Consider the following 13126-nt stretch of genomic DNA (forward strand, 5'->3'; position numbering starts at 1 on the left):
AGATCTTTCATGTCACATTCGGTTGGTCGGCTTGCTGCCATTTGCAATGGCTTAATTCTTCTTTTCATTTTATTCAGCGCATTGCTTCCAACCAATTTCGCCACTGCATTTCTTATCAATGCTTTGATCTATTTCGTACCCGGTATTGCTTGGCTGGGTCTGGTTGCCTCGCGCATCAAGCATGATTTCATGCTTACAGTTTTTGCAGTCGTTTTTTCGGCGCTCGCCTGGTGCATCATCATCTTGGCGCTTTATGCGCTTGGACTCACGCCAGAGAAGGCAACCTTTCTTATTGCGTTGTTTTGCCTTACCAATCTTGGCTTCTTGGTCACACGCCGGGCCGACCTCAGCGGTTTTTTTCTGGTGCGACTGCGCGATTCATCCGATGCACGCACGGGGCTGAGCCTTTTCCTGGGGTCCTTCGCAGCACTTTACACGGCAGCGGCGTTCTATGGACCAGGCATTGATCATGACTATGAGGTCCCAGGGGCGGCACCCGGAATGATCACCGAATTCAAGCCGTACTTCGCCTATAACTTGCACAATAACGTACTGTACTTTGCGCACCCGCCCATGGGGATCGTGAATGTAGGTCTTGGTGTTTTGTTGGAAGACCGCCTCGATGAGTTCGAATTTTATCTGATATCAGGAAAAGCGAGCCGAAAAGTTGTTGAAGCCGCTGAGCAACGCACAACAGCAATTTACCCGGATGCGGGTTCAGGTCTCGGTGAAACCAGAATTGTGTCCGAACTACTTCCCGACCTGCTTGTCAGGGTTACGGAAACGAACGAACGTGGAAATTTGACCGATCTTTTCGTTGAAGGCGGTCAATGGGTGCCATCAGATGTGGACATCATCCAGCAGACCGAAAACTCGATAACCTACCAGTTTCATAAAGACCGAATTTCGCAGTTCTTTTTTGCCCACGACCTGCAGCGATTCAAGGGGCTGGACCCCATTTTGACTGTCCGCACCGGAAACATGTTTCCTACGGCAATTGCTGCGCTTCTTATTTTTCAGATCGCGATGCTGGTGTTGGGGCGGTCGCCGCCTGCAGTGCTTTTGGCACTTGCATACCTTCTGTCGGTCGGGATTTTCACGCGTTCGGTCATGGCCGGGCATGTCGGCATCTCGTCACTCGCCATTCTCATGCTGTTCCTTCAAAACTGGTCCCAGCGTGAATCCGACAGCTGGAAAGCCTCACCGTTTCTCATGCTGCCGCCAATATTTGCAGCGTGGTGCGATCAAAAGTCGATTGTTGTCCCTATCGCGATCTGCGCCTACTTGGGGCTTCGTTACCTTGTCGCCGACAGAACCTGGGCCGGGCTGGTAAACACGATCCGCCTCGCATGGTTCAACCCGATCAACATGGGCTGGGCGATAGGGCTCATGCTATTTGGACTCTACGGTTATCTGGTTGCGGCCTGGCAGTTCAAAGTATTCTTCCTGTATGTCCACGTATTGGACCGCCTCAACCCTTTGCCGGACGAGCACCTGACCAGTCTGTCCCAACTGTTTCAAAATGTCTTGGTTGAAGCCCCACAACTGCTGTTTGCACTGGTAATAATTCCCTTGCTTCTGCTTCGACGAAACCGCGACATGTTGGAGCCACGCTGGGCAATTCCTGCAATTGCAATCGCCATTGGTGTACTTGTCTACAGCTTGATCGATTGGCGCCAGTCAAAGCACTATATGACGCTTGTCCCAGCGGCATCATTGATACTGCTGCTTGCCTTTTCGCTTGCACCAAGAAACGTTGGCCGATGGCTTTTTGCACTGGTTTCAGTATTTGTGGTGTTCGGAGCAGGTTTTTTGCTGATGCTGGGTTACAATTTTTCGTTCTACCGGCCAGCGGGTCTTTGGTAGGCGTTGATTGTCGAACCGAACGCATACGTCGCTGTAGTGAAAATTCGCATGCCTAGCCTGTAACTAGCGATACTCCAGTTTCGGGCTGCAAGGACTTTCGACCTTCAGATTCCAAGACCCAACAATCGTGCCCCTCAAAAACGGCGGCGGTCAGCGCATGGCCATAAGATGCACCTGTATCAAGGTTGACACGGTTTCCGTGATGTTCGGGTTTCGGTACATGAGAATGCCCGTGCACAACAAGCCAGGGATGCACGCGGCGATCATTCAGAAACTCTTCGCGGATCCAGATCAGGTCATCGAGGTCCTGTTCATTTAGCGCTGTTCCGGGCCGGATTCCGGCATGAACGAAAAGCAAGCCGTTTTCCTGATGATACGGGGTCAAATTGGTCAGAAAGTCGATGTGAGACTGAGGTACGGCCTTTTTTGCCCTTGCGTGGACTTGATAAACCCGGTCCCCATCTTCAACTTCCACCCCGTAGGACTTTAGCGTTTCAACGCCGCCGATCCGAGGATGAAGCCAATGGTACCCGACCAGGAACCGGGCGTCGCTGCGTGGATAATCTTCCAAGAACATCGCACAAATCTGATCGTGATTGCCGCGCAGAAAAATCCAGTCTCGCCCGCTGTTTTGCCCTTGAATCAACAAATCCAGAACCTCGCGGCTTTGCGGGCCACGATCGGTGTAATCGCCCAGAAAGACAACCTTGGCGTTTGGCCCGCCATCTTTCTCAACCCGTGACAGGACATCCTCAAGCATGCCCAGCTGACCGTGAATGTCTCCGATGGCATATATCGGATCTGTCATGGAGGTCCTTTTTCTCAGTTCTGGTGGTAAAAAATCTGAGCCTAATCAGCCCAGTCGATACTGAAGTCTTCGCGAAACGCAAACCGAGAAAGATGGGATTCAATCACCCCCTGCCAACTGGGCATATCGCCCCTTGGTCCGGTTTCGGCCATAAGCGTCAAACTGAAGTCATCGGCGCGCATTGTAACCCGGTTTCCCCCGGGAAAAGCCACCCTCCCCTGATTTGCATCGAAAGAAACGTCGGCCTTATGAGACCAGTGTTTGCAAAGTTGCTGCAGGTATTTGCCGCCCGATGGCGTTCGGGCAATCCCGGACATCTTCTGATCCGGCAACAGGGTCAGCGCTCGGTCGGCGGCTTCGCGCAATGACTTGGCAAACAAGGTCACGTCGATATCGGTCGCAAGAAATGTAACGCCCAGTTCCAGGCATTTGCGCTGCATCGCAGGATCCAGCGTCAGAATGCCTGCGGCCCTGCCGGCCGCAACAATCCGGTTCAAACCATCCAAGACCGCTTCGACCACATCAGGGTGTCCGGCGTTGCCCATGTGACCCATATCTGCCGCCAAGTCTGAGGGCCCGATAAACACGCCATCCACATCGGTGGCCAGAATGTCATCCAGCGCCTCCAACCCAAGACGGTTTTCGACCTGAACCAGCAGACAGATCTGGTCATCAGCCGTCGTCAGGTAGTCCGGGATACCCGCAAAACGCGAAGCGCGCGCCAAAGCAGACCCTACGCCACGGACGCCGTGCGGAGGGTATCGGACGGCCCGCACAAGCGCGCACGCCTGATCCCCGCTCTCGACCATCGGGACCAGAAGGCTCTGTACGCCCGCGTCGAGGTATTGCTTGATCAGCCAGGTTTCACCGATCGGCAAACGCGCCACTGGGTGACTGCCGGACCCTTCGATCACCCGTACCTGCTCGAGGATCGAACGCAAGTCGTTCGGTGCATGTTCGCCATCGACCAGCAGCCAGTCGAAACGTGCGGTCGCGGCGATTTCGGCGGCATAGGCATTTGCCATCCCGACCCAGCATCCGATCTGAGGATCTCCGGCCTTTAACGCGGCCTTGAACGTGTTCTTCGGCGCGGGCATCACGGCGCTCCTTTACGCGAAGTTGATGTCGACCGAACCAAACGGTCCGAAATCTGCATGGATCTCTGTGCCGGGCGGGCATTCGATCGGGCGGATGAAGCTGCCGGACAGAATAACGTGACCGGGCGCGATGCTTTGGCCGTATTGCGCCATGCGACGGGCCAGCCAGACGACACTTTCCACGGGATCATTCAGCACCCCCGCGCCCAGTCCGGTCTCTTCGATCTCGCCACTGCGAAAAGTCAACGCGCCGACCCAACGCAGGTCACAGGCGTCTACTGCGTGACGCTCGCCGCCCAGAACGATGCCCGCGTTGGCGGCATTGTCGCTGATCGTGTCAATAACTGTGCGGGCCGAGCCCGTCTCAGGGTCCACACGTTGAATGCGGGTGTCGAGGATTTCGATAGACGGCGCGACATATTCAGTCGCGGCGAGGATGTCATCGCGGGTTACGTCCTCTCCACCCACAGCGGATTTCATGACAAAGGCGATCTCGGCCTCGATCCTTGGCTGGATGAATCGGCCGGCGGGGACGGTGCCGCCCGTTTCGAACACCATGTCATCGAACAGAATTCCGCTGTCGGGGATGTCGATGTTTAGCGCGTATTGCATTGCCTTCGACGTCAGCCCGATCTTCCACCCGATCACCTTGCGCCCCTCGGCCAGTTTCAGACGGTAGATGGCATTCTGCACCGCGTAAGCGTCGTCCATCCCCATCTCCGGGTGGCACAGGGACAGAAGGCCGATCTGTTCGCGGTTGCGTTCGGCCGCCAGCAGGTCGGCCGCCGCACGGGCGTGATCTTCATGGGTCATACCTGCTCATCCTCAACCGTGTTGCGCAAGGTGCCGATGCCTTCGACCGAGACCTCGACCACATCGCCGGGGACCAGGTATCTGGGCGGATCAAACCGCGCGCCCGCGCCCGTCGGCGTGCCAGTGACGATGATGTCACCGGGCAACAGGGTCATAAAGGTCGAGATATATTCGATCTCGCGCCGGATCGGGAACATCATGCGGTTCAATGTATCGTCTTGTCGTAGCTCACCATTCACGCGGGTCTGAATGCGGGCCTCATCCAGTTGAGCGGCATCAGTGAATGGAACAAGCCACGGGCCAATCGCGCCCGAATTGTCCCAGTTCTTGCCCTGCGTGACGTTGAACTTGGCATGTCGCACCCAGTCGCGGATGGTCCCTTCGTTGCACAGTGTCAGTGCGGCGACGTGGTCATAGGCTTTATCCTGAGAAATCCGACGCCCGGCCCTTCCGATTACAACGGCCACTTCGCCTTCATAGTCCAGCGTATGATTTTCCGGCGGGCGGATCAGAGGTCGGTCATGGCCGGTGAAGCCGCTGGCGAAACGCGGGAACAGCGACATGAACTTTGGTTGCGCACTGCCATCTTTGTACTCGGCGTTCCGATCGGGAAAGTTCACCCCGACGCATAGGATGCGGCGGGCATCGGGCATCACCATCTCATAGGTGAAATCGGTATGGGTCACGGACCTTCCCGCCACCGCCTTGTTCAGTTGGTCGAATGCACCCGCGGCAATCACCTCATACAGGCTGGCGTGAGCCGGAAATGCGTCATTCAGCGCAATCGCGCCCTCATGGGTGATCGCGCCAAAGTAGGTTTCACCATTGGCGGAATAGGTTGCAAAACGCATCTGGCCTCCTTGGCGCATAGTATTCCACGTCAACATTACGGCGCGATAATGGGTGAGGCGGCAAGATCAGCCTCGGTCACATCCACGCCGACAAAGGGCGTGCCGTGTTCGAACCAACTGCGCGGCGCTGGCGCGCCCCAAAGCGTCTGTCGTTGCGGGTCTTTCAGATCCCATTTGATCGGTTCCAGATCCGGGTCGACGGTCTGGTAATCCGAGCAATAGATCTCGATCCGGTGCCCGTCCGGATCGAGGACATACAGGAAAAACGCATTCGAAATCCCATGTCGCCCGGGCCCGCGTTCGATATTGTCCACATAACCGGTGGTGGACATCAGATCGAGCAGGTCGATGATGTTCAGCGGCGTTGGCACCCAGAAGGCCACATGGTGCATGCGCGGACCCCTGCCATTGGTAAAGGCCATGTCATGCACGCCCCCCTTGCGGTGCATCCAGGCCGCCCACAGACGCTTGCTCTCTTCATCCTCGGTGTATTCCGTCACGCGAAAGCCGAAGTCGCTGTAGAACGCCACGCTGTCATCGACATTGGTCGAAAAGCAGTTGAAATGGTCGATCCGCAGCGGCTTTACCCCACGATAGAGCGCATATTTCTGGTGGATAGGCCCCAGCCGGTCCATCTTGTGATAGAATTCCAGCGGTATCCCCATATTGTCCGATGTCAGCAATGTGCGACCCTGAAAGGGGCGCTTAACCCATTCCGTCGGCCGCCCTTTTGACCGGAAATAGACCTCGGCCCGGTCCAGATCCTCTTCGTCGAAGGTCTTGAACCCCATCACTTCGACCGTACCGGGCTGATCGGATTTCTGCAGGATCACGCAATGATGCCCGCGTTCCTCCATCGCGCGCAGATACACATGGCTGTCGCTTTCATCCGAGACCTGAAGGCCCAGAACCTCGGAATAGAATTTGCGCGAAACGGCCAGATCACTGACATTCAGGCAGACATGGCTCAGCCGTATGGTATTGAAATCCGGGTATAGATTGGGGGCGGGAACGGGCATGGAAGCCTCCTGTCAAACTGGGAAGACGACGTTGGTCTGGCCGGTGCCTGAACTGGGGAAATACTCGGTCACGACCTCGCATTTCTTGTCGTATGCGTCCCATCCCAGCGCTCCGTACAGCATCGACGTGTCATGCATCGATCCTTCTCCGCAGCAATAGGTGGCATATTCACCCAGCATTTTCAGGAAGGTGGCATGATCGCCGTTCTTCCACATCTCAAGCACGTGCAGGTCCACCTGACGGTTGAATTCGGAACTGATGGTGAAAGTGCCGTTGTTGGCGGCATAGTCCTTGTTGGCCCAGATCTTATGGGACAGCGAGCCGGAGGCCACCAGCAGCACCTTTTCGTCGCTGGCCTCGACCGCCTCGCGAATGGCTTCACCTACAATGCGGCTTTCGTCATGGCTGTGTACCGTGGCCCAGGCCGCGACCGAAACGACCTTCATCTCGTGCTCGCGGCTCATGAACCGCATCGGGACCAGCGTGCCATATTCCAGTTCCAGACTGTCAAGGTGATGTGCCAGCGTATAGGCACCCTTGTCCGAAGCGATTTTCGCAATCGCATCGCCCATTTCAGGGTTCCCCTTGTAGGAATACGGTAGATCCTGAATGAACTGTGGAAACTCGTTCGAGGTGAAAAGCCCCTCGAACCTGTCATTGGCGTTGATGTGAAAGCCCGCGTTTATCACCCAATGGGTATCGCAGATGATCGCCGTGGTCGCGCCAAGCTCCTTTGCCCGACGGGCAATTTCACGGTGGCCGTCGATGGCCGGCTGGCGCTTGCCTTTCAACGGACCCTCCTGCTCCGACATGAGCAGGGTCGGAACGTGGGTCATTTTTGCGGCAAGAACGATTTCTCCCATAGTCTCCTCCCGGAGTTGACGTTGGTTGGCGCGTTTCCAAAAGGTCGCTTGTTACAGCTTGCCCAGTTGCATGATCTTGTGCTGACCGGTGGCAAAACCGATGTGCTTTTGTTCCATGTAGAACTCAAAGCTCCAGTCGCCGCCGTCCCGACCGATGCCCGACGCCTTGACCCCGCCAAAGGGTGTCGGCAGGTGGCGGACGTTTTCCGAGTTCACCCAGATCATCCCCGCCTCAAGCCTGTCCGTGAAACGCAGCGCGCGGGTCAGATCGTTGGTCCAAACATAGCCTGTCAGACCGTAAGGCGTGTCATTGGCGATCTGCAACGCGTCTTCTTCGGTCGAGAACGGGATTGATGTGAGGACCGGCCCAAAAATCTCTTCGCGCGCAATACGCATATGGTTTTTGGCGTCGGTGAACAGGGTCGGCCGCACGAAATACCCCTCGTCACCAACCGTCTCGCCACCGGCCGCGACGGTCGCGCCGTCCTCTTTGGCGATATCGAAATAGCTGGTGACTTTGTTGTAATGCTCCTCGGTTACAAGCGGGCCGATTTCAGTGACCGGGTCCAGCGGATGCCCGACCTTGATGTTGTTCACCCGTTCGATCAGCTTGGCTTCAAACGCCTCCTTGATCGTATCCTGCACCAGCAGGCGCGAAGAAGACGTGCAACGTTCGCCATTGATCGAGTAGATCATGAAGATCACCGCATCCAACGCCCGGTCCAGATCGGCATCGTCAAAGACGATGGCCGGGTTCTTGCCGCCCAGCTCCAGATGGTTGCGCTTATGGGTATCGGCCCCCTGTTTCACGATCAGGCTGCCGGTGCGGCTTTCACCGACAAAGGCGATGGCCTTCAGCAGGGGGTGTTCACACAGCGCCTTGCCGGCATCCGGGCCAAAACCGTTCACGGTGTTCAACACGCCCCCGGGCAGACCGGCCTCTTCGGCGATTTCCACCAGCAGGCGGGCCGTCAGAGGCGAATCCTCGGCAGGTTTGTGAACCACTGTACAGCCTGCGGCCAATGCTGGTGCGATCTTCCAGGTGGACAGCATGAATGGCGTGTTCCACGGGGTGATCACGCCAACCGGGCCGATCGGCACGCGGGTTGTAACATTCATCAGAGTTGGCGATTTCAGATGCTGCCCGTCCCGCGCTTGCACCACTTGATCAGCGAAGTACCGAAAGTTCTCTGCCCCGCGCAGAGCCGCCTTGGACATGAATCTCAAAGTCTGACCGGTATCCCAGCATTCGCACAGAGCGATTTCCTCGGCGCGGGCTTCGATGGCGTCCGCCACATTCAGAAGGATACGACGGCGCTCGGTTGCGGGCATGTCGCGCCATTCGGAAAATGCAGCATGCGCAGCTTTGGCAGCGGCGTCGATATCATCTGCAGTGCCGTGGGCGACATTGCAAATCACCGATTTGTCCACTGGCGAGACGGACTGGAACACCCCCGCAGCGCCCTCCCGGTCCTCACCCGCAATGCGGTTCTTGATCCCTGTGTTCTTGAACCGGGCCAGAAAGCCCTTCAATTTTTCGATATTCGTGTCCAGGGCGCTCATTTTTCAGGTCTCCTGCGTGGTCGCGCGCAAGTGATCGCGGATCGTGCCGGTCTTGGGCGAAAGGTCGGGGTCGATATCGCGCATCTCAAGTGACAGCGCGATTGAGTGCTTTGAGAAGGCCGGGGCCAGAAAAACCTTCACGGCATCAAAGATGCGATTAGATGCATCCTGCTTGACGTCGTCGGACCGCCCCGCGCGCAGGCGGACCGAAATATCGATAAAGCCATGTTCCGGATTACCATCAGCGATGGCATAATGATCCACGCGTGTCGCGCGAACGCGAATACCGGGAAGCGGAATGGTGTCGATCCCTGCGGCCGTTTCCCGAATGCATTCACACAAACCACCCATGTCGATCCGGTCTTCCAGATTGCCTGAATATTCGACATGGAAATGCGGCATGACCTCTCCCTTTTCGTTAACATGTTTAGTAAATAAAATGGCGCCTGTCAAGAGCTTGCTTTGTTAATCTTTGCAATTCCCAAAGTGACACTCTAGAAGGCGTCATGAACACTCAAAGCCACACAAAAAGCACGTCCCGATCCCTTCCGATCGCGCTGTTGCGCGCACGGGAAACCGTCATGGCACCTGTTCGCGACATGTTGCAGGACATCAATCTGACCGAGCAGAAATGGCGTATCCTGCGCGTTCTGGACGAACTAGGCGAAGTGGAACAAAGCACCATCGCCAATGAGGCCTGTCTGTTATTGCCCAGCCTCACCCGCATTCTGCGCACGATGGAGGCAGAGGGGCAGATTACACGCCGCCAGGACAATCAGGACAGGCGCCGGACCATGGTGACAATCACCAAAGCAGGCCGCCGTATTCTGGAAGACAACCTTGTGACTTCGCTGGCGATTTCCAGTAGCATCGAAGCGCAGATGGGACGGGAAAAGCTCGATCACCTGCTGGACTTGCTTGAGGAATTACAGGCTGTGAAGGTCTGACTTCACCGATATCTTGCAGAGTCTCGATATGCCCTACACACTCACCGGTATCCAAGCCGACAGGATCATCGTTTCTTCAACCGAAGTGATAGCCAAGGGTGGCGCAAAACAGAATTATTCGCCGAAACGCGGACCATCTCACCATCCTCAGCAGACTCCTTCCGAACCAAGTATGAGACATTCTTGTCAACCGGCGTTTTGATGGCGCGGTCCAAACCGGTTCCAACGTGCACATCACGCCTTTAGTCACGCGTACGTAGCAAATCACGTCCTGTTAACTGTCCAGCCTTTTCGGAGCGGTAAACAATTCAGACCCTCAGGCGCTTTATCTCAGGAAGTGCCGCTAAATTGGTCACATAAGCTCTCTCGGACGGGTGCTTCGACGGGATGATTGCCACGGCTGGAGCCATGGGACAAAGGGCGAGAATGCCCATGACCCGGAAGCACTGGCTGATATGATCGGCCAAGCCGGGAAAGTGATGCCCCGTCGCGACGCCATGACAGGGTTTGATGCAAGTATCTTTGATACCACATTTAGTGATGCGGTGCTGGCTCAGCCGCTGTTCCGGAACAGAAAACGTGCAGTACACGCGCGAGTTTTGACCCGGTTTCAGGCACCTTCCGAGCGAACAAGGCGGGCCGGCAACAAACCAACCGCTTCCGATCCTATTTCAACGCTCTGGCCAGAAATCTGCGTGTCGAATCTTGCGACGGCGATCCAAACAGGACATCAGGCGGACCTTCCTCGATAATGCGGCCATCCTTCAGGAAACACACCTTGTCAGCCGCCTCGCGCGCAAATCCCATTTCATGTGTGGCCATGACCATGGTCATCCCCTGCCCTTTCAGCATCAACAGAACGTCCAAAACCTCTCCGACCAGTTGCGGATCGAGCGCCGAGGTAATCTCGTCGAACAGCATGACTTCGGGCTGCATCGCAAGCGCGCGGACAATCGCAACGCGCTGCTGCTGCCCACCCGAAAGCTGATCGGGATAGTTGTACATCTTGTCTGCAAGCCCAAACCGGTGAAATAGGCTTTCGACATCCGGCTGAAGCTCTGCGCGCGACAAACCCCGCACGCGACGGGGTGCCAGCATCACGTTCTCAAGCGCATTCATGTGCGGGAACAGATTGAAGCTCTGAAAAACGATACCAATCCGCGCCCGGACAGATTGCGGGTCCCGGCCGGGGACAGAAATGTCCTCTCCATCCAGGAAAATCGCCCCATCTTCGATCGGTTCAAGCAGGTTGATACAACGCAGAAGCGTGGATTTTCCGCCGCCTGAAGCCCCGATCAGACAGACCATTTGCCCCTCTTCCACAGTCAGGTCGATTCCATCGCAGACAGTGCGGTCACCAAAGCGTTTGACCACGCCTTGCAAATTCAGTTTGGCCATCAGGTGCGCTCTCGCATTTGTCGGGCCATCAGATGATCCGCATAGCGCGTCGCCGGAATCGTCACGACCAGAAAGATGATGGCCGCCCCGACATATGGCGTGAAATTGGCCAGAAGAGATTTGAACACACCGGCTTGTCGGAAGATTTCCACTGGTCCGATGAAACTCAGCAGTGAGACATCCTTTTGCAACGCAATCAGCATGTTCATTTGCGACGGAACCACGTTGCGTATCGCCTGAGGCAGCACCACATCACGCATCACCTGCCTTTCGGACAGTCCCAGCGACAAGGCCGCTGCCCTTTGACTGTGGTGGACACTGTCGATTCCCGACCGGAAGATCTCGGCCACGTAGGCCGAATATGTCAGGATCAGAGCGAGCGACCCCCAAATATACGGTGAGTTCCACGGGCGCGGCAGCCCCAAACCGGGGATGCCGAACCCGATCAGGTACACGGTCAGGATCACCGGAACACCCCGAAAAATATCCGTGAAGGCCGCGCCAAAAATACGCAAGGGGAACAGGGCCGGGGATTTTGCATCGCGAGCCAGCGCAATGAGAAGGCCAAGAATAGCAATCGCTGGCGCCGACCATGCGAAGATCATGACGTTGACCCGAAAGGCTTCCAGCAGCTTGGGGGAAGTCTTGACCAGCACCTCGCCGTTGAAAAAGCTTTGCTGCACCTTGGCCCAGCCCGGTGCCAATGGCACCAGTAAGTAGAGAGCGGCAATTACAGTAATCGTACTTGTTGCGGCGATCGCCATGGATCGGCGCCTCTGCTGCGCCTCATAGCGTTCGCGGCGGGTCATCCCCGCCGCACGGGACCTGGTCATGTTACTTGATCAAGGGAACACCCGTGGTGTCCTGCAGCCATTTCGCCTCGATCTCGGCCAGTTTGCCGCTCTGTGTCAGGCTCGCCAGAGCGTCGTCGATACAGGGCTTCAGAGGATTGCCTTCCTCCATCAGCATACCGAACTGATCTGGGTCATCGCTCTGATCCGGCGCGAATTGGCCAATGACCTTGGAGCCTTCGATCATCACCGCGCTCAGAAACAGGGCCGTCGGCAGATCAAACAGCGCCGCGTCGATCTGATTTGCGGTCATCGCAGCGTTCACATCCGCGTTGTCGCCGTAGAGAAGCGGTTCATTGTCCGGCTGAATGACGTCCGCCAATTTCGGTACAGCCGTCGTTGAGCCGACTGCACCCCATTTCAACCCTTTCAATGCATCAAGCGTCGGAGCCGTTTCAGCTGCATTCGGGCTGACCAGAACGGCCATTGGGGCGGTGTAGTAAGGTGCCGAGAAATCGACCACCTGATCCCTTTCAGGCGTGATCGAGTACTGTTGGATATTGACGTCAAACTCCTTTGCACCGGGCTGAATTGCCTCGTCAAAGGACGATCTCACCCAAACCACGTCGTCGTTGGAAAACCCCATTTCTTCAGCCACGGCATAAACCACGGCAGCCTCGAACCCCTCGCCCTTTTCCGGAGCGTCATCAAGCACCCATGGATAATAGGCAGGATTCCCGGTCGCCACGGTAAATTTGCCTTCTGTCAGGGTTTTGCCGGCGGCACAGTTCTCCTGAGCAACAGCCGCCGTTGCAAGCGCAAACGAAGCTGCGGTGATCGCTAATATCTTGGACATCAATTCAAACCTCCTGTTAGGCAGTTTTGCAGCTACGGTAGTTCCGCCCTTGGACACTGTCCAGCGGGTTGGTCCGACTGGCTCTGGTGCGCCCCGGCCCACCTGTTTCGAAGCACCACACAAGAAAGCCAGCATAATTGCGGCCAGAATAACGCCGCCGGAGGACAACACGGGGTTCACCGCGACTCGCGCCGGCCGGAGTCTTCTCGAAAGAAGGCTCAGATTCCACACGGCCAAGACGAAAGTTCTGTCC

At 56.5% G+C, this 13126-nt stretch carries 13 protein-coding genes; 2 read left to right on the top strand and 11 right to left on the bottom strand.

Annotated features, from left to right (window positions below; translation table 11 throughout):
• Positions 1–9: 9 nt before the first annotated feature.
• Positions 10–1866, top strand: coding sequence for a hypothetical protein (locus AC2TDJ_RS10525; protein WP_480841937.1), 1857 nt, complete (start codon positions 10–12; stop codon positions 1864–1866).
• 52 nt (positions 1867–1918) lie between these two features.
• Here AC2TDJ_RS10525 and AC2TDJ_RS10530 read toward each other — a convergent pair whose 3' ends face one another.
• The 8 genes from AC2TDJ_RS10530 to AC2TDJ_RS10565 are packed head-to-tail and all read right to left on the bottom strand — an operon-like array spanning position 1919 to position 9283.
• Entirely contained in the window at positions 1919–2674 is a 756-nt protein-coding gene (locus AC2TDJ_RS10530; RefSeq protein ID WP_480841939.1) for a metallophosphoesterase family protein, read from the bottom strand.
• Between the two features lie 41 nt (positions 2675–2715).
• Entirely contained in the window at positions 2716–3771 is a 1056-nt protein-coding gene (locus tag AC2TDJ_RS10535; RefSeq protein ID WP_480841941.1) for an aldolase/citrate lyase family protein, read from the bottom strand.
• A gap of 12 nt (positions 3772–3783) precedes the next feature.
• A complete protein-coding gene (gene hpaH / locus AC2TDJ_RS10540) occupies positions 3784–4584 on the bottom strand; it encodes a 2-oxo-hept-4-ene-1,7-dioate hydratase (protein ID WP_480841943.1) in 801 nt (266 codons plus the stop codon).
• Positions 4581–5435, bottom strand: coding sequence for a fumarylacetoacetate hydrolase family protein (locus tag AC2TDJ_RS10545; protein ID WP_480841944.1), 855 nt, complete (start codon positions 5433–5435; stop codon positions 4581–4583). The genes hpaH and AC2TDJ_RS10545 overlap by 4 nt, the downstream gene beginning before the upstream one ends.
• Positions 5436–5470: 35 nt before the next feature.
• On the bottom strand, positions 5471–6454 hold the full coding sequence (hpaD, locus tag AC2TDJ_RS10550; RefSeq protein WP_480841946.1) for a 3,4-dihydroxyphenylacetate 2,3-dioxygenase: 984 nt from the start codon (positions 6452–6454) through the stop codon (positions 5471–5473).
• 12 nt (positions 6455–6466) lie between these two features.
• The gene (gene hpaD / locus AC2TDJ_RS10555) at positions 6467–7318 is read right to left on the bottom strand and encodes a 3,4-dihydroxyphenylacetate 2,3-dioxygenase (protein WP_480841948.1); all 852 of its coding nucleotides are present in this window, start codon (positions 7316–7318) and stop codon (positions 6467–6469) included.
• Positions 7319–7369: 51 nt separating this feature from the next.
• Positions 7370–8881: a 5-carboxymethyl-2-hydroxymuconate semialdehyde dehydrogenase gene (hpaE, locus tag AC2TDJ_RS10560; RefSeq protein ID WP_480841950.1), complete on the bottom strand. Its 1512-nt coding sequence runs from the start codon at positions 8879–8881 to the stop codon at positions 7370–7372.
• Positions 8882–8884: 3 nt separating this feature from the next.
• Positions 8885–9283: a 5-carboxymethyl-2-hydroxymuconate Delta-isomerase gene (locus AC2TDJ_RS10565; protein ID WP_480841952.1), complete on the bottom strand. Its 399-nt coding sequence runs from the start codon at positions 9281–9283 to the stop codon at positions 8885–8887.
• Positions 9284–9387: 104 nt separating this feature from the next.
• On the opposite strand from AC2TDJ_RS10565, the gene hpaR reads away from it, so the two are divergent.
• Positions 9388–9828, top strand: a complete 441-nt coding sequence (hpaR, locus tag AC2TDJ_RS10570) for a homoprotocatechuate degradation operon regulator HpaR (protein ID WP_480841953.1) — start codon at positions 9388–9390, stop codon at positions 9826–9828.
• A 666-nt stretch (positions 9829–10494) separates the two neighbouring features.
• Here hpaR and AC2TDJ_RS10575 read toward each other — a convergent pair.
• The 3 genes from AC2TDJ_RS10575 to AC2TDJ_RS10585 are packed head-to-tail and all read right to left on the bottom strand — an operon-like array spanning position 10495 to position 12873.
• Positions 10495–11226 (bottom strand): amino acid ABC transporter ATP-binding protein, encoded by a 732-nt coding sequence (locus AC2TDJ_RS10575; protein ID WP_480841955.1) that lies wholly within the window; start codon positions 11224–11226, stop codon positions 10495–10497.
• Positions 11226–12059: an amino acid ABC transporter permease gene (locus AC2TDJ_RS10580; RefSeq protein WP_480841956.1), complete on the bottom strand. Its 834-nt coding sequence runs from the start codon at positions 12057–12059 to the stop codon at positions 11226–11228. Before AC2TDJ_RS10580 ends, AC2TDJ_RS10575 begins: the two co-directional genes overlap by 1 nt.
• A gap of 1 nt (position 12060) precedes the next feature.
• Positions 12061–12873, bottom strand: a complete 813-nt coding sequence (locus AC2TDJ_RS10585) for an ABC transporter substrate-binding protein (protein ID WP_480841957.1) — start codon at positions 12871–12873, stop codon at positions 12061–12063.
• Between the last annotated feature and the right edge of the window lie 253 nt (positions 12874–13126).

The organism is Ruegeria sp. HKCCD6647-2 (assembly GCF_057221075.1).